At 60.8% G+C, this 23,465-nt stretch carries 29 protein-coding genes; 11 read left to right on the top strand and 18 right to left on the bottom strand.

The features are described from left to right. From C2L64_RS44890 to C2L64_RS53695, 3 genes are all read left to right on the top strand, one after another. Entirely contained in the window at window positions 1–819 is an 819-nt protein-coding gene (locus tag C2L64_RS44890; protein ID WP_103153842.1) for a tetratricopeptide repeat protein, read from the top strand. 78 nt (window positions 820–897) lie between these two features. Continuing rightward, window positions 898–1,113 (top strand): hypothetical protein, encoded by a 216-nt coding sequence (locus C2L64_RS44885; protein ID WP_103153841.1) that lies wholly within the window; start codon window positions 898–900, stop codon window positions 1,111–1,113. Between the two features lie 443 nt (window positions 1,114–1,556). Continuing rightward, window positions 1,557–1,775, top strand: coding sequence for a hypothetical protein (locus C2L64_RS53695; protein ID WP_158660570.1), 219 nt, complete (start codon window positions 1,557–1,559; stop codon window positions 1,773–1,775). Here the strand turns inward: C2L64_RS53695 and C2L64_RS44875 are convergent. Then, window positions 1,757–2,443: an SOS response-associated peptidase gene (locus C2L64_RS44875; protein ID WP_103153839.1), complete on the bottom strand. Its 687-nt coding sequence runs from the start codon at window positions 2,441–2,443 to the stop codon at window positions 1,757–1,759. The two genes, C2L64_RS53695 and C2L64_RS44875, sit on opposite strands and share 19 nt — an antisense overlap. Before the next feature lie 410 nt (window positions 2,444–2,853). Between C2L64_RS44875 and C2L64_RS44870 the strand changes: the two genes are divergently transcribed. From C2L64_RS44870 to C2L64_RS44855, 4 genes are all read left to right on the top strand, one after another. Next, on the top strand, window positions 2,854–3,648 hold the full coding sequence (locus C2L64_RS44870) for a tyrosine-type recombinase/integrase (RefSeq protein WP_322790677.1): 795 nt from the start codon (window positions 2,854–2,856) through the stop codon (window positions 3,646–3,648). A gap of 73 nt (window positions 3,649–3,721) precedes the next feature. Then, on the top strand, window positions 3,722–4,189 hold the full coding sequence (locus C2L64_RS44865) for a hypothetical protein (RefSeq protein WP_103153837.1): 468 nt from the start codon (window positions 3,722–3,724) through the stop codon (window positions 4,187–4,189). 145 nt (window positions 4,190–4,334) lie between these two features. After that, window positions 4,335–5,807: a 3'-5' exonuclease gene (locus tag C2L64_RS44860; RefSeq protein ID WP_103153836.1), complete on the top strand. Its 1,473-nt coding sequence runs from the start codon at window positions 4,335–4,337 to the stop codon at window positions 5,805–5,807. Window positions 5,808–5,849: 42 nt separating this feature from the next. After that, window positions 5,850–6,335, top strand: a complete 486-nt coding sequence (locus tag C2L64_RS44855) for a hypothetical protein (RefSeq protein WP_103153835.1) — start codon at window positions 5,850–5,852, stop codon at window positions 6,333–6,335. A gap of 47 nt (window positions 6,336–6,382) precedes the next feature. On the opposite strand, the gene C2L64_RS44850 is transcribed toward C2L64_RS44855, so the two are convergent. The 14 genes from C2L64_RS44850 to C2L64_RS56160 all read right to left on the bottom strand — a co-directional run bounded on the left by C2L64_RS44850 (window position 6,383) and on the right by C2L64_RS56160 (window position 16,871). After that, window positions 6,383–6,628 (bottom strand): hypothetical protein, encoded by a 246-nt coding sequence (locus C2L64_RS44850; protein WP_103153834.1) that lies wholly within the window; start codon window positions 6,626–6,628, stop codon window positions 6,383–6,385. A gap of 38 nt (window positions 6,629–6,666) precedes the next feature. After that, window positions 6,667–6,852, bottom strand: a complete 186-nt coding sequence (locus C2L64_RS44845) for a hypothetical protein (protein WP_035544592.1) — start codon at window positions 6,850–6,852, stop codon at window positions 6,667–6,669. A 223-nt stretch (window positions 6,853–7,075) separates the two neighbouring features. Next, window positions 7,076–7,879, bottom strand: coding sequence for a deazapurine DNA modification protein DpdA family protein (locus C2L64_RS44840; protein ID WP_244212333.1), 804 nt, complete (start codon window positions 7,877–7,879; stop codon window positions 7,076–7,078). A 527-nt stretch (window positions 7,880–8,406) separates the two neighbouring features. After that, entirely contained in the window at window positions 8,407–8,820 is a 414-nt protein-coding gene (locus C2L64_RS44830; RefSeq protein ID WP_158660569.1) for a hypothetical protein, read from the bottom strand. A 62-nt stretch (window positions 8,821–8,882) separates the two neighbouring features. After that, window positions 8,883–9,164: a GntR family transcriptional regulator gene (locus tag C2L64_RS44825; protein ID WP_103153832.1), complete on the bottom strand. Its 282-nt coding sequence runs from the start codon at window positions 9,162–9,164 to the stop codon at window positions 8,883–8,885. Then, a complete protein-coding gene (locus tag C2L64_RS53690) occupies window positions 9,157–9,327 on the bottom strand; it encodes a hypothetical protein (protein ID WP_158660568.1) in 171 nt (56 codons plus the stop codon). The genes C2L64_RS44825 and C2L64_RS53690 overlap by 8 nt, the downstream gene beginning before the upstream one ends. 60 nt (window positions 9,328–9,387) lie before the next feature. Further along, on the bottom strand, window positions 9,388–9,591 hold the full coding sequence (locus C2L64_RS44820) for a hypothetical protein (RefSeq protein WP_103153831.1): 204 nt from the start codon (window positions 9,589–9,591) through the stop codon (window positions 9,388–9,390). A gap of 24 nt (window positions 9,592–9,615) precedes the next feature. Then, on the bottom strand, window positions 9,616–9,801 hold the full coding sequence (locus C2L64_RS44815; protein WP_103153830.1) for a hypothetical protein: 186 nt from the start codon (window positions 9,799–9,801) through the stop codon (window positions 9,616–9,618). Window positions 9,802–9,872: 71 nt separating this feature from the next. Next, a complete protein-coding gene (locus C2L64_RS44810) occupies window positions 9,873–12,197 on the bottom strand; it encodes an AAA family ATPase (RefSeq protein ID WP_103153829.1) in 2,325 nt (774 codons plus the stop codon). Then, window positions 12,185–12,763, bottom strand: a complete 579-nt coding sequence (locus C2L64_RS44805) for a hypothetical protein (protein WP_103154336.1) — start codon at window positions 12,761–12,763, stop codon at window positions 12,185–12,187. Before C2L64_RS44805 ends, C2L64_RS44810 begins: the two co-directional genes overlap by 13 nt. A 209-nt stretch (window positions 12,764–12,972) precedes the next feature. Beyond that, a complete protein-coding gene (locus C2L64_RS44800) occupies window positions 12,973–14,355 on the bottom strand; it encodes a metallophosphoesterase family protein (protein ID WP_103154335.1) in 1,383 nt (460 codons plus the stop codon). Between the two features lie 218 nt (window positions 14,356–14,573). Further along, window positions 14,574–15,005, bottom strand: a complete 432-nt coding sequence (locus C2L64_RS44795) for a hypothetical protein (protein WP_103153828.1) — start codon at window positions 15,003–15,005, stop codon at window positions 14,574–14,576. 178 nt (window positions 15,006–15,183) lie between these two features. Next, on the bottom strand, window positions 15,184–16,605 hold the full coding sequence (locus C2L64_RS44790) for a recombination directionality factor (RefSeq protein ID WP_103153827.1): 1,422 nt from the start codon (window positions 16,603–16,605) through the stop codon (window positions 15,184–15,186). Beyond that, window positions 16,602–16,871 carry a DUF7696 family protein gene (locus tag C2L64_RS56160; RefSeq protein ID WP_103153826.1) on the bottom strand — a complete coding sequence of 90 codons (270 nt, stop codon included), beginning with the start codon at window positions 16,869–16,871 and terminating at the stop codon, window positions 16,602–16,604. The genes C2L64_RS44790 and C2L64_RS56160 overlap by 4 nt, the downstream gene beginning before the upstream one ends. A 628-nt stretch (window positions 16,872–17,499) precedes the next feature. Here C2L64_RS56160 and C2L64_RS44780 point away from each other — a divergent pair. From C2L64_RS44780 to C2L64_RS44765, 4 genes are all read left to right on the top strand, one after another. Beyond that, the gene (locus C2L64_RS44780) at window positions 17,500–18,126 is read left to right on the top strand and encodes a DUF1845 domain-containing protein (protein ID WP_103153825.1); all 627 of its coding nucleotides are present in this window, start codon (window positions 17,500–17,502) and stop codon (window positions 18,124–18,126) included. Window positions 18,127–18,219: 93 nt separating this feature from the next. Beyond that, window positions 18,220–19,092, top strand: a complete 873-nt coding sequence (locus tag C2L64_RS44775) for a hypothetical protein (RefSeq protein WP_158660566.1) — start codon at window positions 18,220–18,222, stop codon at window positions 19,090–19,092. Window positions 19,093–19,103: 11 nt separating this feature from the next. After that, a complete protein-coding gene (locus tag C2L64_RS44770; RefSeq protein WP_103153823.1) occupies window positions 19,104–19,496 on the top strand; it encodes a bactofilin family protein in 393 nt (130 codons plus the stop codon). A gap of 37 nt (window positions 19,497–19,533) precedes the next feature. Next, the gene (locus C2L64_RS44765) at window positions 19,534–20,052 is read left to right on the top strand and encodes a hypothetical protein (RefSeq protein ID WP_103153822.1); all 519 of its coding nucleotides are present in this window, start codon (window positions 19,534–19,536) and stop codon (window positions 20,050–20,052) included. Between the two features lie 65 nt (window positions 20,053–20,117). Here the strand turns inward: C2L64_RS44765 and C2L64_RS44760 are convergent, their stop codons facing one another. Genes C2L64_RS44760 through C2L64_RS44750 form a run of 3 tightly spaced genes read right to left on the bottom strand, consistent with a single transcriptional unit; the run spans window position 20,118 to window position 23,457 of the window. Next, window positions 20,118–20,837: a hypothetical protein gene (locus tag C2L64_RS44760; RefSeq protein WP_103153821.1), complete on the bottom strand. Its 720-nt coding sequence runs from the start codon at window positions 20,835–20,837 to the stop codon at window positions 20,118–20,120. Window positions 20,838–20,864: 27 nt separating this feature from the next. Further along, window positions 20,865–22,556: an ATP-dependent helicase gene (locus C2L64_RS44755; RefSeq protein ID WP_103153820.1), complete on the bottom strand. Its 1,692-nt coding sequence runs from the start codon at window positions 22,554–22,556 to the stop codon at window positions 20,865–20,867. Window positions 22,557–22,569: 13 nt separating this feature from the next. Beyond that, window positions 22,570–23,457, bottom strand: coding sequence for an ATPase (locus C2L64_RS44750; RefSeq protein ID WP_103153819.1), 888 nt, complete (start codon window positions 23,455–23,457; stop codon window positions 22,570–22,572). Window positions 23,458–23,465 lie beyond the last annotated feature (8 nt).

Genomic DNA, 23,465 nt, shown 5'->3' with positions numbered 1-23,465 from the left:
ATGACCCGCGAAGAGCGTTTTCGCATGCGCGACGTGCAGCGGATGCTGGGCGTCTCGCGAACCGTGATTACCCAGCTCGTCGCAGGCGGCTTCGTCAAGCCGGCGCGCGGTCACGGCAGGGAGACGCTGTTTTCGTTCCGCGACGTCGTCATGCTGCGCACCGCCCACTCGTTGAGAAAGGCGGGCATCCCGCCGCGCAAGATTGTGCGAGCACTGGAAAATCTGCGCGCGACCTGGTCGCCCGACAAGGACCTCACGGCGATCCGGATTACTGCCATTGGTGCCGACATTGCCGTGCAGGACCGCGACGGGCCATGGGACGCCCATACTGGCCAGTTGCTGCTGGATTTTGAGCCGACGCCCGCATGCGGCGGTACCGGCAACGTCACGGAGATGCAAAAGCGCCGCGCGCCCGACGAATTCGCGGACGCTACTGCAAGGGAAGCTGAGGGCGATGTGGACGGCGCCGAGGGCGGCTACCGGCGCGCCATCGAGTCGGACCGGACCTATCTCGACGCGTACCTGAACCTTGGATGCCTGCTGTCGGAGTGCGGCCGCTACGACGACGCTATCGGGGTATGGCGTAACGCCCTGCTCGAAAACCCGGACCATCACCTGCTTCACTTCAATCTCGGCGTGGCGCTGGAAGACTCGGGCCGCCTCGAACAAGCCCTCATCGCATACCGGCGCAGCATCGAACTGAAACACGACTTCGCAGACGCGCATTTCAACGCGGCGCGCATCCATGAGGAACTGGGTCAGCAGACACAGGCAATCCGCCACTACAACGCCTACCGGACATTGAACCGCGACGGTTGAGGCGCTTCCCGAGCACGCCGGGCATCAGGCTTGCTGTCCCCTTTTTGTTATCGTCCGATAGGGATAAGGAGGCAGGCTATGGCAGAGCAGCACAAGCCCGGCGAGATCGTGAAAACATCCGGGATCTACAAGGTCGTGCACGAAGGCGACGGCAAGGCAGCGTTCGAAGTGACATGCGTCGAGGGCGAACATTTCCCGCCAACACGTACCGGCAAAGGCGCGGTCTATGAGCTTGTGCACGGGGCGACGCATTCGCACAAGCATAGCGAACTCGGTAGCGGCGACAAGCGTTGACCCGAGCAGAAAGAGGCCAGCGGCGAGGCCGCTGGCCCGAAGTCATTCTGGCTGTCTTGTGGGACACGCCAGAACCTGAGAGGCTTGCAGGGTAACCGGAACGTGGACCGTCTAATTCATGAAGGTGCGATCGCACAAGCCGCGGTTCGTGCCCGCGACCCGCATGTTAGAGACGCGTTGGCTGGAATTGTCGCGGTCGGGGCTGCGCTTGACTTGCGCAGAGTGCGGCGTAGGCTGAGGTCTTCTTCAAGCAGAGTCGCCGGTCGAAATTGGACAAATTCATCATTGGACAGTGGCCCTCGCCGTGGGCGTGCGAGCCGGACCTTCCCGTCCGTGTGGCAATCGACGCTCACGAGCGCGCGATCGTAATCCTTCACCAACGCGTCGACGAGTCCTGGATTCCATTCGACCACTGTGACGACGGATACGTCAGGGACCTGATCATGGACGAACTCGACATGGTCATTGAAGACCCCAAAGCGTACGGCATGCGCCGTCGCGGCGACATTCCTGCTGCCTGGGTGTATGACGAGGCACATCCTGGTGAAGTGAATATCGGCTGCCCCGTGCCGATACAAGTTCAGGAACACATATGCGATTGTGTATTTGGGCATCCAGGGCGGCGCAGGAAGGCACGGTCCGGTCACAACAGCTGCTGTTGATCCCGCTCGGTTGCCGCCGTTTTCGGCTTGCGCGGCGGTAGGGGAAACGGCTCAGCGTGCATGGCTTCGACGGGATAGAGTTGAAGAAATGAGCGGGCCTCGTCAACCGATTGGCACGACAGCCAATCGCGGTACTCCGTCGGCGGCACGATCACCACCGAGCGCTTCTCGTCCCCGGGCTTGTGAAACCGCTTCATGAGCGGATGCTCGTCCGAATTGACGGTCAGCATCGTGAAGGCGAGCGTCTGTGATCCGTCGATCTCCTTCCACTGGCGCCAGAGACCCGCGATCGCGAGTGGGGCCCCGTCCGCCATGCCGATCTTCCAGCGCACCGCTTTGCCCGTCTCGTAGTTCGGCTCGAAGAACGTCAGGCATGGGATCAGGCAAAGCTGCATGTTCTTCCACGCGCCGCTGAAGCTGCGCTTCTGCTCGACACTTTCGGAACGTGCGTTCATCGTGTCGAACACCTTCACGCCCGGCGGGATGTGCCGGCGAGGAACGATGCCGAACGACGCGGGTACGGTCTCGAAACCGTCAAGGCCGCGACGAAAGACGGGCGCGAAATAGTCCTTGTAGATCTCTGGCTTGTACTCGAAATCCGGCCGAGGGAACAGGCTGAACGTATCCCAACGCGCGTCGTTTGGGTTGGCTTCGTAGCTGGTGCACATGGCGACCTCCTTGAGCCGCCATGATAGTCCAGCGAGCGGAGTTGAGAGCGACGGCTCTTTGCTCAGGGAAGGCCGCGATGCGTCTGCGGCGCTTGGAGCAAGGTCTATCTCGGGATCAAAAGCCGTACGAAATCACCTCTCTTTCTGCGGCCAAAAGGTTGGGCACCCGATATAAAGTCTGGTCTATGCCGCTCGCTCACTGATGCCCCATTCGGCTATAGACGGTTGTGACGAATCGCAGATTCGTCAGGGGTGCGGGCAACGCAAATTCAGTATATAAGGCGCACATGGACATGAATTCTTTGTGGCTATCTGCCCCGTCGGATGCCTATCGAATCTGGCAGGAAACGGAGGCCGTCGGGGCAGACCGACGGCCTTTCTCTGCGCGATCGCGTCTGCAGCACGCTGCAATGTTCGACCGCTTTCTCCGCCATATTCACGAGCGGCACGCGTCGGTGGCCACGTTCGACGCCGCGCAGATCGAGGGATTTTTCAACGAGATCGAGAGTCGCACGACGCCCGGGACGTCGACGCGCTTGCGATACGCCAAGATGCTGAACCGGCTATGCCGCCATCTCGTCGACATTGGGCTGCGTGCCAGCAACCCGGCGTCTGAAGTAAGCGCGTTCGCTCGTTGGCCCGAGAACGAGCCGCTACCTCTCTACCTCGATCAGGCCGCGGACGAACGGCTGCAGGTGTGGACCATCCCGTCAGGGCTGGATGATTCCCGAATACTTCGAAACCGCGCCATCGTAGCGCTGTTCCTGGGTGCGGGCATATCGGCGGCCGAGTTGCGTCAGGCGCGGCGGCGCCATGTTGTCGTCAACGGCGCCCGACCGAATGTCTACGTTCCCAAGCGCGGTGCTCGCGATCAACGGCGGGTAACGCTGCCGCAGTTTGCATTGCCAGCTTTGCAGCGATGGCAGGACGCTCAACCGTCTGCGGACGACGTTCTGCTTTTTCCAGCACCAGGTCGCAGTGGCGCGGTGAACGACGTCCTTCTCGGCGCCGTCGTAAAAGACGCGCTCGATAGCATAGGCTTTGTTGCGCCTGACATGAGTCCGCGCATCCTTCGCAACACCTTCGCTCGCCGTCAGTTGCTGAGCGGCCGCAGCAACGAAGACACAAGCCGAATGCTCGGACTTGTCAGCCAACGAACGGTCACGCGTCTGCGCGCCACGATCAGCGAAGCGGGCTCGACTTGACTTTGCACACAGCTCCGTAGGGTGGGTTACGCCGGTTTATCCAGATCGGCATAACCCATCGATCGGAGTTCGCATGCCTTATCAAACGGAATTTGCCGACATCGCGTATCCGGACGAGTCCGGGCGGCCGTGCGCATTGACTTTTCGCATCGCCATTACTGCCTCGTCGGAACGGCTCGCAGTCGTTCACTTGCGGCGCGTCAATCCGGCTTATCAAAGCCCGATGAGTTCGTACATCGTTCGCGATCGAATTCTCAACCGGATACTCGACAGCCACTTGCGCGGAATGCCGCTCAAGACGGTCAGACTGGTGGTGGAAGATGGCGACAAGACTGCCATGTTTCCCATCGAGGTCGATTTCCAGGACTACATCGATCGACGAAACCCGCACGAAGCAACACCCGTCGCCACAGGGCGCGGGCTATTCACACAGCGCGTGAAGATCCGGTCGGAATTCGTGCTCGCGGGGCTCACGCGCGTACATACCAGTCATAGCAAACCGGTCCCGGTGCCAAAGGATATTGCTCGCGCTTTACGGTGATCGGATCGATCGGGCCGCGCAAAGAGACACGCTATTCATGCTCTTTTCCCGGCCCGCACACCGCTGATGCTGAGACACTACTCGTTGTCGCTTGACTTTACGGGTCACCAGGTATGCTGGTTAAACCATCCGCATTCGAAACCTCATGAAAGAGATCAAGCCGACCGATGAACAACTCTTCACGCTTGATGCAGTTGCGTCCGGCGCAACGGTCAAAGTGAAAGCGTACGCGGGCGCAGGAAAAACGTCACAGCTGCACATGATTGCCGAGCGCTTCAGTTCAAAGCGCGGGTTCTATCTCTCGTTCAACAAGGACATCGCAACGGATGCGAGAAAGAAATTCCCGCGCAACGTCACCTGTAAAACGGTTCACTCCGCCGCTTACGGAGCAACGGTAAAAGCTCTGACGGCAAGGCTCAATCTACCGAAGGAACCGCCTCACCATCTTGCGAGCAGGTATGGGCTTGGCCCGGTTCGGGTCCCGACGATCATCGGCAAGAACATCGAGCTGTCAGCATTCCAGGTCGGGCGACTGGTGGCGGACGGTGCGGCGCGTTTCTGCCGATCGGCGCAGGACAAACCTGAGTCATGGCATATCCCTGTTGATGAAATGATCACCGAAGCAGCGGCCGAGGAACTGCGCTCAACGCTGCTGCCGTTCGTCGTGCGCCACTGGGATGAGAGCACGGACCCGAATGGGAAGACTGCAATCACGCCCGACGTCTACCTCAAGACGTGGGAGCGATCGCGCCCGCAGATCGGTGCGGACTTCATCCTTCTCGACGAAGCGCAGGATAGCGACGGATTGATGCTTTCGGTATTGCGTCGGCAGGAACACGCACAGATCATTTACGTTGGCGATCCGTACCAGCAGATTTACGAGTGGCGCGGCGCGGTCAATGCGATGGAACACATCAAGGCGCGCGAATGTACGCTGACTGAGTCTTTCCGCTTCGGGCACCACTTCGCCGCGCTTGCCTCCCGTGTGCTCAATCTTCTAGGCGAACGAACCCCGCTCCGCGGTCAGTCGCACATCGGTTCTGTTTTTTTTGAAGAGCCAGACCTGGCCAGGAAGTTCGATGCCATCCTGTGTCGGAAAAACGTGACCGTGATCGGGAATCTCGCGAATGGGCTGCAGGCCGGGCACAAGGTAGCCGTCCGGGCGAACATCGAAGAGATCCTGGCCTTCGCAGACGGTGCTGACCGCCTGATGCGAGGCGAGCGTACGTTCAGCCCCGCGTCTCTGGCGCTGTTTGAAACTTGGCGTGACGTGCAGGAGTATGCCGCCAGCTACGCAGGCCGAGACCTCCTACCCATCGTTCAGATCATCGACCGGGAGGGGACCGCCTACTTGCGCGATATGTTGTCACGCGCATCGCCAGAAGCCGAGGCCGACTATGTCGTGTCGACCATTCATCGCGCGAAAGGACTCGAATGGAACCGTGTAAAAGTCTGCGGAGACTTCCGTTTCAAGGCGGACGATGACGGACGCACCACCCTTACCGATGAAGAGAAGCGCCTGCTCTACGTGGGTTTGACGCGCGCACGAAACGAGATGGATGTTTCCGAACTTCGAAACGATTTACTTAAAGTTTTCAAGGACGCTGCCGAAAGGTAGTCAGGCGCCGTCAGCATCGAAAGAATCTAGCGAGAGGAAAACATGTTTGAGGAAACTTGGCAACCAATCGGAAGCGTCGCCGAACTCGAGGCTTTACTGAGACGCGTCGCCGCCGACGTCAAGAGTGAGAACGGCGCGCGGCCAACCACGATCGCGGCAACGGAAGAATATCTCATGAAAGGGCGATCAATCGTTGAGCTTATTCAGAGAATTGAACGGGAGTATGTAAGGTTGACGGGGAGCAGTCCGGCCGCGCGCAAACAGGCTAAAAGCCGTGTCTACGAGTTCGTACAACATACGACTGGGCTATCTCGTGACTCCGTCAACCTCTATGCACGTTGCTACGAGAAATTTGCTCGAATGCCGGAGGCATTGGACCTTAGAATTTCAGATATGCAGTTGCTACTGCCGGACGATGCTGACGCCGACCTCATCGGTTACATCGCTGAACGCAGGAGAGACACACCGGATCTCCGTCGCGAAGAAGTCCGCGAACTCATCCGGCAGTACCGGACGGCTCGAGCTTGACCGGTCCGGGAAGCAAGGCCGTTCCTGTCGCGCACCGTGCTTTTGTGTTATCGCTGGGGAGGCTTGTGCGCCGCGAGTCGATAGTTGTTGTCGATCCACTGCCTCGCCCATTCGATCCCGCGTTCGTAGGCCTGGGTCCGATAAACGCGGTTCCCGATATCAGTGAAAATGAACCGCTCACCATCGCGCGAGACGATCACACCCGAAACGAAAAGCCTCTGATTCGCCAGGATAGTCGGTGACGCCTCGATCTTCCAGCCTTCGTACTCCGCGAACCGGCTTATGCGTTTCATGGCAACCTCCGACGTTACGCAGGCCCCTTTTTTCCGTTCTACCTCTGGCTTTCTGTTTCGACCGCATCTGGATCGGGAACGGCTACATATCGGTGCGGTTCTCCGCGAATAGCCGCGCCGTTATTGCCTTCGCTGACTAGCGCACGTGCCAGGCTGCCCTCTGCAACGTCGTCGCGTACCAGGACGCGCTTGCCGTCCGCCTCGATCGCCCAAATTTCAAACATGTCGTTTTCCTATCTCAAGCCGCGGGCTCGCTCCATGGACTCGCGCCTGACGATCACGATCTTGCCAGCGCGAAATCCTGTGACGATGCCATGATTGCGCACAATCCGCGGAAAGTCACCACGGGGTCTTTTAATACCACCGAGCGAATCCCGATGGAGCCATAAAAAAGTAAAGCCCGCGGTTCCGAAGAGCTCGCGGGCTGTAGGCAAAGGTTTGAGGCTGTCAGGCGGCAAAGGAGAGCCGAAACTGATCGCCGGCGGCAGGCGCGACGCGGCGAGTTGCAGACGCCATCCAACGGTCGACCTCCGCGATGCGGTGAGCGATCGTATTCGATACTCCGGCCTTTCGGGCCTTCACGCGCGCAGCGAAGTCGGCCGCCATTGAGTCTACGCTCGCTACCCAGTCGTACATCTTCACGCGCTCCAGCGCCTGTCCTTTCACCCCGAAGAGATGAAGGCGAGCGCCGGCCGGAAGATGCCCTTCGAGGCCTTCGAGAATCGCAAACAAGCCGTGACGCGGATCGGTAAGATGCCGCCGACAGACCGAACCGAGACCGATCAGTGCCGGCGGCGCAATCCACGGCATCCAGCGATCCCACACCTGCATCATGAGGTCGATGCTACGGCGGTAATCGTCAACGGACCAGCCCTGCGCCACGGGTACGGGAATGCGAACCATGTTTTGCACGGCGTTCGCACTCATCGTCTGGGCCAGCTGGTCCTGCCACGCGTAAACCACCCGGAGCATGCCTTCGAGCAGCGTCGCCGTCGCGGCCACACGATAGTCGATCGCCTGCTGGTCGACGGCCAGCTCTGGCTCGCAACAAAAGTCCGGTTGAGCGATCCATGACGCACCTGAGAACGAGGCCAGTTCAACATACTGTTCCATTGTCCAAGGATAGACACCGGCTATCCCAGGCTGCCGCCCCTTCGACTGGAACAGTTTCATTGCGGTAAAACCAGCGCTGTCCAGCGCAAAATCGATCTCCGTTAGATCGGTTGCTTCAGGAATGACCAACGAAACCATCAAGGTCGAACTGCTGAACGCGCCAGGACTTCACGCCGGACGCATCCGGTAGCGCGAATGCCCACGACTCTCGTGCATCCATGCGGCACTCGATCCCGACGGGGTGACCGTCGTACGCAGCCATGAGGCGCTGATACGCGATTTGCAACGGACGGACGATTTCTCGCAAGTGACGCGCGAAGTCGTCGGACCGACTATCGGACGATCCGCGCACACTTTCCCACGCGGAGGAACGGTAACGCCTGGGGCTGCTATGAATCCTGTTCATGGAGGCTCCAAAAGAAAGAGCCCCCTGTGGGAGAAAGCTCTCATAGGGACAAAAAAGAAAGGCCCGCACGGAGCGAGCCTGTCGATGCGCCGTTGGCGCGGGTTGTGTACACAGCGTAATGTCAGAAATTGGCCGTGACACCGTAAAAAGATGCTGTATTTGCGTTCTCTTTCGCCAACGCGATGTTCAATAAAAAAAGCCCGTCGAAGCCTCCAGGTTGGAGACTCACGACGGGCGGCTGCAGGTTGTCGAACGCCGCCTATGCAGGTTCGGCCGCGAGTATGTGTGTCATCCATGCGGACGCGGATGGCAGGCGGCCAATGAGAGCGAGCAGTTCCGAATCTTCGGTGCCACGCGCCTCAACGCTCGAACCGTTCAGGATCGCCGCCTGTAGATAAAACAGGAATGCAACAGCGTCTGGTCCATGCTCTTCGGCAACCGCAGCGAGCGATTCGACCTCGGCGAGCAGCTCGCGCACGAACTGTGACGACAGGCCCGCGCGGTGCATTGTCACGATGGCATTGACCGCGATATCGGCGCCGGCTCCGGGATCATCATCAGGAATGTCAGTACTGTCGATCGCCCTGGATTCGACCAGGCAACGCATCACATCGTCGAAAAAATCACTGCAGGAATATGTCATCGATCTGCTCCAGCGAATTGTGGTGAGCAAACCGCGCCAACGGGCGGTTTGCCCCGTCGGGAAGGTAAATAAAAATGAAGGCGACTGCGATGTCAGGCTGAGTGAGCAACCTGCTGGCCGAGGACAATCGTCCCGCCGCGACCGACGTTGCTGCGAATCAGACCGCGACGTGCTGCCTCGCGAAACGCCGCATTCACCGTGTTCAGGTGGAAGCCAAGGTCGTCGGCAATCGCCCGCTGTGATGGCAGCCGTTCGCCGGGTGCGAAGATGCCGAGGCTAATCGCTTCTTCAATCTGGGCAGCGATTGCCAGATAGACGCGCCCGCGCAGACGCGCAAAATCAGGACGCCAGCCCTGCTTCGGGTCCTTAAACATTGCTGTACCTCAAATGCCGGTCGAACGGCGACGGGTTTGCGCGTAAAGCGCGCGCGCCCGCGCCATGGTTGCCCATTGCTGCAACGGACTGCTGTTCCCAGAGCAAACAGGCCAGAGCCAGTAATGCTCCGATCACAGCCGCAGTTGCAATCTGCTTTTTCATGATCGCCTCGAAGTTTAAGCGAGAAGCCCCAACGCTCTCTCGAGGGTCAGGGCTTTCGCGTCAGGTGCAGGTTTTCGGATGCGCGGCCGGGAATACCAGCACGCGGCCATCCTTGCAGAGAACGAAGTCGCCCGGCTCGCCCTTCGGCTGCTGGACGACAATCGTAGGGACAGGCCTCGCCGTCTCGACCCTCTGGGGTTGGGACGAGCAGGCGCACAGCGACGAACTGCCTGCTGCAATGAGCAGCATCAACAGGTTATTCATGGAAGACCTCACAGGGGCGGCCGCTTATGCGGCGCGCGATTCCAGGGGGATGCTGGCGTGAAGCGTCACCCACTTGCCGTCGACGAGAACGTCACGCATGAGCGTGCCGTTCAGGACGTAGGTGTGAGTGTTGCCAACACGCGGCGTTGAGGCACGAACTGACACCGTGGTGGCTTCGGTACGTGCATACATGTCTTGCTTTGATTTCATCGCGTTCCTCGTTGAGAAAAAGCGAGGGAACGCCCCTGTGGGCGGTCCCCACAGGGTTGAAAAAACATGGTTCATGCAGCAGCTAGCGCGGCAACATCAATCACAGCATCGGCTTCTGCGACAAGATCGGGCGTTTGCGAGATGAAGAACTCGCGCTCATACCCGCCCTGCCGCAACACCTCCCGCTTCATCCGCATGAACTGCAGCTTGCGCTGCGGATCGAGTGGACCATCGGACTCGTCGCTGAACAGGGACTGATACGGCTGACCTGCGTTGCTAGCCAGGTACAGCGCGATCCCTCGCGTCAGACACTCGTTGATCCAGACCTTCTGACCACCCGACATCACCGTGACTGCCTTGGTGCTGTCGTGATCGGCGTCGTGTACGAGGATTTCGAAACCCTCGCGCAGTTCGCCGCTGGCCAGTGCACGCTGAGTCTGGATCTCGACCGTGAAGCGCATGCCGTAGCATGCGAGCAGCAGGTCGTTCACCATCTTCGTTAGCGCAGGTCCAGCATCATCAATCGTCAACGCAATCACGCCTTCGTTGCCGAGTCCCTTGGCAAGCAGCTTCCAGCGCGCTATCTCGTCCGAAATGCGCTGGGCACGCGATTGGGTCGCGTCGAAGCTCCCAAGGTCGGTTGCGATGGTGTGCCGCTCGACCTCACGTGTAGCCTGAGAACGGATCAGGGTTTCGATCCGTGCTTCGGCCGCGGTGATGGCTTCACGGCACTGCGTCAGTTGCCGGTCGATGTCAGCAATGGCTCCCGTCACGTCGTCGACGCCGAGGCGTGCGACTTCCGCGTCCAGTTCCTTCGCCTCGTTCGCCAACTGCGATTGCTGCGCCTCCCGGCGTGCACGCAACGTTGCTTCCTCAGAGTCGAGCGCGGCCAGTTCTGCAGTAGCTTTGCCCAGACCTTCGGTTGCGGCATCGAGCAGCGGCTTGCGCGCGGCAAGATCCACCGCCTTCTGTAGGTCGCGGCGCGCGGCCGCAATCTGGTCGGTGACCGATTTAAGCTCGGCACGTTTTCCCGCAAGTTGCTGGACCTCTGGCGTGAGCTTTTCGACAGACTCGCGTTTCGTGCGGAACTCGGTACGAAGGTTGGTGAGCGAAATGCGTTGCTCATGCACCTTCGTATCGGCCTCGCGCGCCTGCGCAAGCAGCGGGCAGGTGTTGTGCATCTCGTGGCCGGCACACGGCACGGTTCCGATCACACTCGCCTGCTGTTCAAGGGCTTTCAGAAGCGTTGCCCGTGACGACCCTTCCGACTCCAGCCCTTTCAACCGGGACGAAGCCGACGTCAGTTCAAGCTGCTTTGCTTCGAGCACATCGATAGCCGCCTGAATCGGCGCAATACGGGCTTCCTCCGCAGCGACGCGTGCCTGTGCGGCGTCGCGCGCCGCGGCGGCTCCAAGAATCGCCTCTCGCTGCGCGATCACAGCGTTGTGCTCCGTGACCGTAGCGCGCAACGAAGTGCGCCGCTGTCCAAAACGGCGATCGTCAGCGGTCGCGTCAGTAGCGAGCGTTTGCAGCGCTGCGGTGATCTGGCTGCGCCGCGTTGCCAGTTCGCGTAACCGGGCCTGTGCGCTCGCATTCGCTGTCTGTTTCGCCACAAGCAATGCGCGCTGGTCGGTCAGGGCGACAACCTTCACGTTCAGCGCTTCGCGGCTCTCGCGAGTGGACGCGACCGACTGGACATCGGAAGCGATGGCCTGATCGATCTGTGCAAGCCGGTCACGTTTCGCACCGAGCGCAACAAGTTGCTGTTGCGTGGCGTCCAGCGTGCGGCCAAGCACCTTCGCGACCTCGCTGGATTGCGCCGAAAGGGTACGAAGATCGTCGATATGCAGCAGCTCGGCCAGCAGCGCCTTGATTTCGCTCGCTCCATACGAGGCAAGCGGACGTCGGTTCTGCGCCGAAAAAACGCTGGTGAAAAACGATTCCAGCGATCCGCACACCGATTCGACACACAGATCGTAGGTTTCAGCCTTGCCGTCGGAGACAGTGCCGTCGCCCGTCTGCATGGGTTGCCACTTGCCGTCCGAATCACGCCAGGCCAGAAAATACTCGGCCTTGCCAGTCTTGCCCGGCTTGCGGAAAGCGAACGATGAGCGGTAACGAACGCCGCCGTGCTCCCATTCGAACTCCTTTAGCGCCTGCGCACCGTAGAGGTGATCCCAGTAGGAGAACCCATCGACGGACAGCTTCGTCGCGCGTGAGGGCATGATCCGGTACGGATGGAGGTTGTCCATGATGGTGGACTTCCCCGCCCCGTTCGGGCCCGTGAGCGCAATCAGACCGTTCGGCAGCGATTCAAGATTGAGCGTGACGCTGTCGCGCTTCATCCCGTCTCGCACACCGATAAATCCGGTGAGCGTAAGCGTCAGTGGGCGCATGGTTGCACCTCCGGCGCGTCAAACAGATAGTCGGAAGGCAGCCACGGCGCGTCGTCGTCGCTGGAGAACATCCTGCCAACGACGGGGTCGGGCATTGCGGCACGCTTCGCCGCTTCTGCTTTAGCCGCTTCAGCCGCGGCCGCAGCCTCGACAGCCCGCTTTTCAAGCGAGCCATCAACGGCATCTTCGACGGTCTTGCAGACGGCAGCGTATTCGGAACTGGTGCGCCGGATCAGACCGTCCCAGTTGTCCACGCCAGTCAGCGCGAGCAGCTCGCGCGGCCCCCACTGGCTTGCGTATCCCGTCTCAAACGACCAGAGCAGGTTTTGCATCTGGATGTCAGGGACGACGGCCAGATCGGACTGGTCGACATTGACGGCTGCGGCGAGGATCAGAAATCGCCCTGACTGGGCAATCACCGCACCGCGATGCTCGCCAAACGGGGTGTGAAAAATGCCAGCGTTGAATCCGGCGTGGGCCGTGAGAACCTTGCCAATATCGCGTGGCGCGCGCTTTGCGCTGAAATGCCGGACCCATTGGGCGCCAGCAGGATAGAGACCAAACATGATGACACTCCACAGAAGATGGGCGGAGTGCATCCCGGGAGGGATGAATCCCCGCCAGGGTTAAGAGAAAAAGATGGATGCAGCGAACTGCGATCGATGCGTCGAGGACGCGGGTGAACATTGTTCCGGTAGCGCACGGCGCGGCGCGCTACCGGAACACGGCTGTGTTCCGCGCGAGAGTGCCGTCATGGCCACTCTCGCTATGGCGGCTAGGCCGCAAACAGATCATCATTGAGCCAGTCGAGCGTCGATGCTGCTGCTGCCGGCTTTGCAGGTTGTGGCTCGACGGCAGGTGCAGCGTCTTCCAGCGCCGGTGTTGATGCCGCCGGATGCGGCAGCACGACGGCGAGGGAGAGCGGCTGCGCCAGCGAGTCAATGCGTTCCAGCACACTGGCAGCGATCGCTTCCGCGTCGCCCGAGGCGAGCAGCTGCAATCGCTCCTGCAGTGGGTCGGCTTCGACACTGGCAAGATCACACCAGCGAGCGAGCTTGCCTTCGACAGTCGTCTCCAGGCTGATGCCCTGGGCCCGGCTGCGTACGACAGGCAAGATCCGGGCTTCCACCTTGAGATCCGCCGCGCCGGCGAACAGCGCCTTGATGGCTTCGCGGTCGACCGCCTGCCGATGCTCCTCGTCGATCTGCCAGCGCACCCGCACGAACTTGTCGCCGGCGGCCGCAGCGATCTCTTCGAGCCGTGCCATGTCGGGCGGCCCGTCGAAATCGACGCAAATCATCTGACGCGATGGAGTCGGAACCAGCGTTGCCGTCGTGTTGCCCGGCTCGACATTCCAGACGAGATAGCCCTTATCGCCTTCCTCGCCGTAATGGAACCGCCCGATCGATCCGGGGTAGGCGACCAGCCTGCTATCGCGCTCCCATTGTTGCTCCTTGTGGATATGACCGAGCATGAATCCATCGCATTCGGCATCAAACAGCGCCGTCAGTGAGAATTCGTGATCGAAGCCAGCCATCACGACGCCATGCTCAGTCGTGCAACCGTTGACAGTGCCATGCGACACGCCCACCGTCCGGATTCCCGAAGCGCGAAACTGCCTGTTCACCCGGCCTGCCGCCGCCAGAAATGCGGCAAGCACATCGCCCAGTCCCGTACCTGCCTCGAGCGCGCCAACGCTCGCGGCAAGCTGGCCCTTGTTGACCGTGGGAAGGCAGGTGAACACCACTTCGGGTTTGAGGTCGATGAACTGGCGCAGCTCGTCATCGGAGAACACGGGCCCTTTCGACGCCCAGAACCGACCATCGATCAGCGCGACCTGGGCAACGCGGTCCGCTACGAAGATCTGATGCGTGCCGCCCATTAGCGCGAAGTTGTCGAGCGTGCCCGGAGGCTCGTGCGAAAACGTGCCCTGAAGCATGAGGACTGGCATCGAATTGGCCAGCCGGTGAACCTGCGTGGCTAGCGCATTTAGCGATGGGGCGTGAGCGTCGAGGCGGTGGTCAGTCGAGTCGCCCGAGATCACGCCGACCTCGGCGCCGCGCTCGATCGCATCGCTGACGGCGAAGCTGAAGCAACGATCCGATTCGATCAAGTTGTCCGGCGCGTAATGCAGATCAGAGAAATGTGCGAGTTGCAATTTCGCCTCCAGAAATAAAAATGGCCGCCCGCGGGCAGCCTGGATGGAATTGACGTCCGCAAGGACGTGTGAAAAAGAGATGGCCGTGATCACGGCGTGATTTCGATGCGCGGGATGCGCGGTCGAAAGCGTTTGAGCAAACGACGGTTCGCTTGCTAAAGCGTTTTCGTCGTAGGTGGCAGTAGCCAGCCCAACGGCTGGCTATACACGGTAGAGCGTCAGTTGAGCAGCGACTTCCCCGATGACGAGAACTGCCCGGTGGCGGCAGTCCAGTCCAGCGAGTTCACCGCGTGCTGCAAGGCTTCATAGAACAACTGGTTCGCGACGGTCTGACTGGGCGTGGCCTTCCGGTTAATCCGCGTGCTTACGCCGCTTTTCGTCGAAATGACGTGGTCCGCGTTCATCACGGACACGTCCGCCCACGCCATATTCACGCCATCGAGGACGACCGCATCACCGTCTACGTGAATCCGCAGATAATGGGCGTTCAACATGGCACATTGTTCGTCGCTGATCGGATAGCCGCCCTGCTGGTTGATGATGTTGCGCAGCGGCTCCGTCGTAATGTCCTGCAACGAACAGGAAAACGCAGGTGCCGCCGACAAACTCGCAATAGCAGCGACAAGCAGGGTCTTTGCAAGCTTCTTCATGGTTCCTCTTAGAAAGTAGTGCCTCTACGGCACGGATGGCCACTTGCGCGGCATTTCGATGCGCGGGATGCGCTATCGAAACGATTTGAGCAAACGCAGGCTTGCTGAAATGGTCTCGATGACGAGTAGAAGAAAACCAGCCCCGAAGGGCTGGCACTGCATTAGGGGATTACGAACGTCAGTCCAGAAACGTCGGCTGCCTGGCCGCGTCGATCTCACGATCGAGCTCGGCGGGGTCAGTCAACGCCTTGACCAGTCTTTCGTTCATGCGATCGACGTCAGCCACTCGCTCAGCCCAGCCGCGCCCAAACACCGTGTGCGCGTATATCCGGAAATCCTGCTGCCGGTTATCCGCGCTCAGGCCCAACCGCTGAAGCAGGTCAGACATGCGCTCGCGCTTGTCGGACAGTGACTCGGGCGCTTCGCCCTCGCCGCTGTCGTGAACCGAGAGAACGTGCTGCAGGAGCGGACCGCTAGCAGACGTCGTATTCGCCGGATTCCCGGTCTGATGTTCCGACGTCGACTCTGCCGGTTGCGTCAAGGCAACCGCCGGCGATGCGCCACCAGCTTCGGCGGCCTCGTTCGATTGCGTCACCAGCTCACCCGACTGCTCTGCGACGTTGACAATCGGAACCACGTTACCGCTGGCTTCGATCAAGGCAACAGCCTGATTTGCGGCGTCGAGTGCCGGTGCTGCGTCCTCGGCTGCGTCGAGCAGCGCACCGATATCGATATCGGCATCGAGCACGGTAAGCATCTGCGGCGTGCGCACTGCCTCGCCGTTCTCGTTGATCCGCGTGATATCGAACTCCCGCTTCGTGATCCAGAATCGCGTGCCGGTTAGCTTGCCTCGCGCAAGCTGTACGGTCTGCATCGCCGAGTAAGCTTTTTGAAGCACGTAGATCGAGTTGGTCGGCAGTTCGATGAGACCAAGGCCCTTGATATCCGGCACGGCGAAGATGAAACTCGCCGACAGGTTGCATTGACGCGCCTGATACTGCGGACACTGTTCAGGGTCGCAGATGCCATCGGGGATCGCCTCATCCTGACGGCGGATGACGGTGCGGCCGCCGAAATGCCGAACGGCACGTTGCGCACGTTGGTCGCGGGCGACCTTCGCGTACGTCATGCAGTACCGGATGCCGTCGCGCTCATACTGTGACCAGAACTTCCGGCCATTCGTACCATAGACGGTCATCTGGTTCGGCAGGTTCTGCATCCAGTCATTGAACGCGAACAGCACCGGGAAGCGATACAGCTTGAGTCCATCGCCGCGATCTTCGCCGTAGAGTTTCAGGATCTCGTCGGCAACATCGGGATTGGTGAAGTCCGACCGGCGACACGTGAAGTACGACGTATTTCTCGGCGCGAGTGCGTTTTTCAGGTTGCATTTCGATTCGAGTGCCATCGCGATCGCGTCGAAAGACTCACCTGCAGAAACCATGCTCTCGTAAAGCTCAACCGCACGAGCATTGCCGCGTGCTCTTGAAGTGAGAACCTTGATGCCCGGGCGAATGTGCCCGATCACCGGCGGACGCAAGGCCCGCTCTTCAACGACGCTGCGTACAGGGCCGTTGACCAGATTGACTACTGCGTTCATGAGAGTGGTTTCCTCGCGAGAAAGAAAATGGCCGTTGTCCGCAACTCACCGGCTGACTGCTCCAGTTCGTGTGCTGCCGCATCTCCGCGGCGTTCGGCTACATGGGAAAGAAAGACGCGGCGTTCCGGATCGCTGTATTTCGCGACCTGGGCAACCTCGCAACGCTGTCGCCATGCCGGCGACGTGGTATCGGCATTTGCGCGCTCTTCGTCGATCGTGCGGCTGATCGCTTCGGCTATGCGCTGGTCAAGACGGTCAGGAAGCAATGAAGACCTCCAACGGGACAGAAACAACGGACGAAAAAAAACGCGTCCCTCGGTGTGAGGAACGCGTTTCGGGATTCGATGGAAATGACCCGAGCGCCACAACCCTTCCGGGGTCGTGGCGCTCAGGGAGCCGCAAGGCTCATATACGAGGGCGTAAGTCGCCCTCGCGCAGCATGGTCACGCTGCGCAACAGCCCATTTTCGGAAAATTCATTCCGCCGCAGGATCACGGTTCAGTCCACTTCGATCGTTCTACCCAGACTAGGCTCTGGAGAGAGAACACCCGATGTCCGGGTCCGAACGATGTCTCGGCGCAAATGAATGCGGCCGGTGACGAGTTTTATGACTGAATGAATGGGGAGCGCTGGCTAGGCGCTCATCAGAAGAATATTCCACACCAGTTGCCGCCTGGTCGGAGCATGCTCAAGGCACGGCTTGTACAGAAGATGGACTCCGGGCTAGCCGGGTCAGTGTCGATGCGTCAGCGACGCAGGAAGTAGAGTCAGTATTGCGCAAAATCTGGCCTGCAATGCCCCGAAAGGTCACGAAAACAGTGCAGCTTTTGACCGCATATCGTCTGACGTGGTCGCGCAAAATGGCCGGTGAGAGAGACCACCCGAAAAATTCACATGGCCGCAGTTCTTGAACAGACGCCGGAGCCGGACCCGCGCCCCGACATTGCACCCGATCATCCAGCACCGGGCACCCTCGCTCAACCACAGCAGCCCCCCGTCTCGGTAGCGGCGAGTATTGGACTGAAACCGATTGAACGTCTTACGAGCGATTCACGGGTTGCGCGTATCAACCCGGAGTCGGATGCCAAGACCGTTCTGCGCTACTCATCCCTGTTCGCGCGGAACTACATTCGCTCCGACTACAACTTCTGCGCGGCGAAGATTGCGGTCGCACGCGGTGGGAAAGTGCGCGCGCTCGAGGCGGCACTGCGCGAAACCTCGGAGTGGCTGCGCAAGACCGAGCAGTGGCTACTGCGCCAGAACGCGCGCCCCATCGAACTGCCGCACGACCTGATCGAACTGACGATCACGCGGCCGCTCGCGGGATTGCTCGTCCGATGTCTCACGCAATACGACCGTGTGTACGTCCGGGCTACCGAGCGTGTCGTACAGGGCAAGATCACTGGCGACGACCGCGCGCGCATCCTCAACAACGCTGAGCGCAGGCTCAAACAGATCGTGCAGATCTGCATGCCGGACAACGATCAGTACGACATCGTCGGCGAGCGACGCGAGCAATAGCGCTACGCCATTCTTTGCAGACCATGGCAGCGTCCGGCACGAACTTGACTTCGTGGCGGGGTGGCTACGCTCGAACTCTGTCACAGGAGAGAAATGATGGACCTAAGGGAAATTCAGGCACTGCACGCGCAGTACACCGCGCAGCCGGTGATCATCGACATAGCGAGTCATACGGCGGCCATGCCCGCGCTACCGGCTCCCGATGCCGGACCGAGTGCGCGTGTTCGCGCGCTGGCCTTCGCCGGCGGGCTGCGCAAGGCTGGGAAGCCCGCTCTCGTCGCGCTTGCCATCGCAGCCGTTGCGGCGGGCGGTGGGATGAGCATCGCGCGTATCTGGCACGCGATGCATGAGACCGTGGTTGCTCCAATCGCCGCTGTCGCGAGCGCTGCGAAGCAGGCGCCCGGCTCGATCCCGGCGAGCGGGCCGCAAGGCGAGATGCCGATCGACGTCAATCCCGCGCGACCGCTGACGTCGAGCGATTTCGACACGCACAAGCCCGTCGCTCAATCCGCGCTGGCCAATGTCGACGCGCGTTCGCTCGCGGCAGCCAATTCCAATCCGGCGGTCGCACAGACTGTGCCGACCACTCGCCCCGCCGCCGAGAACGTGGCTGCTGCGGCGTCCCCCATTCGAGCGCCGCGACAGTCGCCGCCAGTTGCACCGGTGAGTGCTGTTGCGACGCCCTCGTCGGCAGCCCCAACGACGCCGCCCGCGACGGCAGAAGCGCAGACGCGAAATCAGCCTGCGCAGCCCTCCGCCGCAACCTCGTCGACAACACAGGTCAAGTCAGCTGTGTCAACGACGCCGGAGGCACCCAAGCCCGAGCAACACCCCGCATTGCGCCCGCTGCACCGGGTTACCCGTCATGCGACCGCAGCCACAAACAGCGAGACATCGCCTGAATCGGCCGCGCCCGCTCAACCCAAAGCACAGCCCGCAAAGGCTGGCGACGTACAGCTCTTTTGATGAGGCATCCGATGAAGCCGCAACCGCTTAATGTCACGCTCCTGTCCGCAGGTCTTTCAATCCACGGGAATGTCTTTCTCGATCACGGGCTCAGCAGCTTTGCCATCGTGGACGGCAACATTGTGTCGAACGCTGGCCTCCTGCATATCGGTCAGGGCGGCATGGTCAAAGGCCAGGTCGAAGGCGAGCACGTTCGCGTGGACGGCACGGTCGAGGGCGACGTGCACGCGCGGGGAGTTCTCGAAATCAATGGCCGGGTCATTGGCAACGTCTATTACTACGGGACGATCCGTCTCGGACCGCGCGCGTCGCTCGAAGGCCAGGTCAAACGCAAAAGCGACCTGACCATAGAGAACGCCGCAAGCAACGTGCAACAGCTGTCGCGCACAGCGGCAAGCGTTTGACCCATCGACACCAAAATCCACCACGCTCAGGAGTCTCATGAACCGCATTATCAAAGCTCTCGTCCCGGTCATCATCACTGGCGCGTCAATCACCTGTGCGCACGCCGAAGTAACGTCGCTGCAGCAACAACTCGACGTCGCTCTGTACAAGGACGGTCATCAGATCGCGACGGGCACCTCGATCATCAAGGATGAAATTGTCGGAAAAGCTCCCTACGCGATGCGCAGCGGCACCGAGATCGGCTATGGCAAGTGCACCAAAGTCGGCAACGCAACCAGCCTCGCGAGCGATAGCGTCTTTGTCGGGCTCGCGATGTTTATCGATCCCGTCGTGGTCGACGGAACCCGGGCGAAACTGTCCGTCAGCGTTCAGGACACCGAGTTCGTGGGCAAGCACGAAGACGGTCCTGCCGACTGCCGATCCGAAACCGTCAGCACGAAGGGGCTGAAGGTCAACAAGGTTATTGTCGACATTGCAGACGGCCAAAGCATCGATGTGCCGCTCGGTGACCCTCACTATCGTCTCGCGCTCAAGCTGCACAACGCGGATCTCTGACCATCACGCGTAGCAAATGCAAAGGGCGCCCTCGGGCGCCCCTTTTTCGTTCGGTTGCCGACGGATCAGGGCCACTGTTCTGCGTCGCTGCGAAAATAGAGCGCCTGATAGCCCGGCATATACACAAGCTGCTCTCTCCGGTCGACCGTCAGGCCTCGGGCTTCTAGCCACAACGCCAACCATTCGAGCACCCGCTCAAGCGCGTGTTCGTTCGTTTGAGCCGCGAGCCGGAGTGTGTGATGTAGGGCGAGCCTGTTGAACGCAGCCGAGTTGCCGAGCCGCTGGAATGGAGAGGACAGATAGTATCGCTTCCACGTGAGCGCGAAGAGTTCCGCCATTTCATTCGCTTTGACGAGCGGCGCAATCTCGTGCTCCGAGCCCGCGACCGATAGCGCCTGCTGTTGCGCGCTGCGCTCGTCCAGCCGGGTTCCGAAGCCCCGCATCACATTCCGGTTTGCGTCATGCCACGACGCGAGCATGTCGTGTGCAATCCATGCGCGCGTGCGTAACGCCTCGTCCAGCCACGCCCGGCACTCGTCGTTGTCGGTAAGGCAGAAGCCGGCGGCCACGAGTGGTGCCCAGTCATCCCGACCGATGGCAAAGTGAAATCCCTCACCGTCTACGTGCCATGCGCATAACGCGTCCGCACTGGCACTCGACCTGTCGAACCCGTGCGCGTGCAGGCGATGCAAGGGTTCACGCAAAGGGAGCGCCTCGCTATGCGGCACAAGGCTTACCGTCGAGATCGGCACGTAGCCGAATCTGCGAAACACGCGGTCGAGCATGATCACTCCGAGGAAACGAATCAGCAGTTACTGGATAGACGATTCGATCAGGAACCGGGAAACGGGATTCTTTTTGATGGTCGCGATGGTCAGGCCGTCGCGCGCACGGGTCATCGCAACATAGAAAAGCCGGCGCTCTTCAGACTCGGTGCTCTTTTCGTCCGGCACGACGCCCTCTTCCGCCCGCGAGATCCACACGTGGTCCCATTCCAGCCCTTTCGAACTGTGCATCGTTGTCAAGACGAGCGCATCCCTGGTTGGCTTGTTGTTGTCGCGACGGAGGTATTCGATCCGCTCAGCGAAGGTGCCAGAAAGCCGCGATATCACGTCGTAGGTTCCCTGGATCGCGCGGATGGACTGGTCTTTCTTCGCGTACGTCATCATCAACTCATGCACGCCGTCGAGCACGAGCGAGTAGAAACTCCGTTCGCACATCGCCTGCCATTCGGAGAGGCGCTTCATGAAGCTGCGATAGACCGTCGCGGTGTCTTCGGGCAGACCAAGCGCGACGAGATCCTTCTTGAGACGTTGAACGAGCTCTGCCCCCATGTCACGGTGCAGCACGGCAAGAAGTGGCGTGCTTACGCCCATGTAGCCGAAAACCGCATCCAGCCCGTTCTGCTTGCGCCCTTCCGCGATACCGAGCAGGTTGCACATGAGTGCGCCCTCCGGGCGATTGAGCACGGAACTGCCGGACGCACGGAAGTATGGAATACCGTGCGAGCGGCAGACGGCCTCGATCGGGTCCAGAATCCGGTTCGTGCGAGCCAGGATTGCACACGACTTGCCCGCTTTCAGCAGCGGATGCAACGTCTCGACGGCCGCAACAGCGTCCGCATATTCGTCGTCGGACCGCTTTGTTGCAACTGAGCCACCCGGACCACGCTCGGCATGCAGAAGCTTCGCGATCCGGTCGGTGTTGTTCCGGATCACGCGGTCCGCCGCTGAGAGAATCTCGCCGTGGCAGCGATAGTTGCTACCGAGCACCACCTTCTGGGCGTTGAAGGTGGACGCGAAATCTTCCATGCCACGATAACCAAGTGCCGCGCGGAATCCGTAGATGCTCTGGTCGTCATCGCCAACCACAGTCACCCTTGCATTGGCCTTTGCGTGCAATTCAACCCAGCGGTATTGCAGCGGGTCCGTATCCTGGAATTCGTCAACGAGCAGATCGGTGAAGCGGTACGGCGCGATGTCGCCCGCCTCCATTCCCGCGACGGCCAGGCGCAGCATGTCCTGAAAATCGATCTTGCCATTGCGCTCAAGCGCGGCCTGATAGGCGGCATAGATCTGCGCGTCTTCGGTGCCCGCCTGTACCCGGCCGAAATTGGTCTTGATCCGCTCGATGGTGGGTACGACCTCTTCGGGCTTCCACGCGAGACCCAGCTCCGCGATGACACGCGCAATGAGCCCCATGCGGTCGCCGTCCGTCGCGATGTCGCGCTTGCCCAGTTGCTTGAACGCGAGCGAGTGAAACGTGCCCGCGATAAGGCGCTTTCTGGCGCCGTCACCAGCAAGCGCCAGGATGCGGTCGCGCAGCTCGACTGCTGCGTCCTTGCTGAAGGTGACAGCGCCGACGATCGCGGCGGGGTCCGCGAGCAGAAGCGCTGCTTTCGCCGCGATGGTCTTCGTCTTGCCAGCGCCAGGGCACGCGATCGCAACACAGTGCTGGCGCAGTTCCGCGACCTCGCGCTGCTGCGGGTTGAGCCCGTCGAGCATGGTGGCAGTCCTGTTAGCGGCCGCGCACCGTGGTCATCAGGCGCAGGTGCGTCATGTAGCCGCGCACGCCGATCGGATGGAACTTGCGCAGGAAGCGCGTCGTTTCCTCGTCGACGTCGGACTGGTCGCGCACGCCGTTCCAGACGAGAAAATCGAAATGATCCATCACCTTGTCGAACTTCATCAGCAGGGACAGCAGGCGCATCGAGAACCGCGAGTAGGCTTCAACACCGATCTCCAGCGACGGCTTGGTGACGCTCGGCGCAAACACGATATCGCCCTGTTCCTTCAGGCGGGCTTCGGTCTTTTCGCGGAAACCCTGCGCGACGCTCAGTTGTTCGTCGACGTAGGCTTCCAGGTCGCCGACCTGCTTTTCAAAGAACGCCGTGACCACGCCCTGATCTTCCGCGCCGAAGGTCGACCGGCCGAAGCGCTGCAGGTTGATGCTCATACGGTTCAGGTACGGCCACCATTGTTCAAACAGCGGCTTCAGACGCGTGTGATTCAGGCGAACGGCGGCCTGGACCACGGCTGCGCCCGACAGCTGTCGATCCATCAGTTCGCGGCCGATCTCACGGCGGCGCTTCACGATAGCCGCGCGTTCCGCCGGCGACAGATCGCGGAACATCTTGCGCGTGCGCGCGACCTGCTCGCGCTTTTCCTCAGCCTCCGTCTCGCTGATCATCCCTTCCTTCTGAAGGGTTGTCGCCGCGTCTTCCATCTGCTGCAGTTCGAGTTCGATCTCGCCACCGTCAGCGCCGTCGGTCGTTGCCGGGCCGTCGTTGCCGGTCGCGTGAGCCGCAGTGGCCGAGGCATGCTCCGGCGCGCCCGCCATGGTGGCATGTGCGGCCGCGGGATTGCTGGCAGCGTCGAGGTTCGTCTCTTCCGTGATGGTGGTCATAGTGAATT

This window comes from Paraburkholderia hospita (genome assembly GCF_002902965.1).
GTDB lineage: Bacteria > Pseudomonadota > Gammaproteobacteria > Burkholderiales > Burkholderiaceae > Paraburkholderia > Paraburkholderia hospita.
This window is presented reverse-complemented; position numbering and strand designations above follow the sequence as displayed.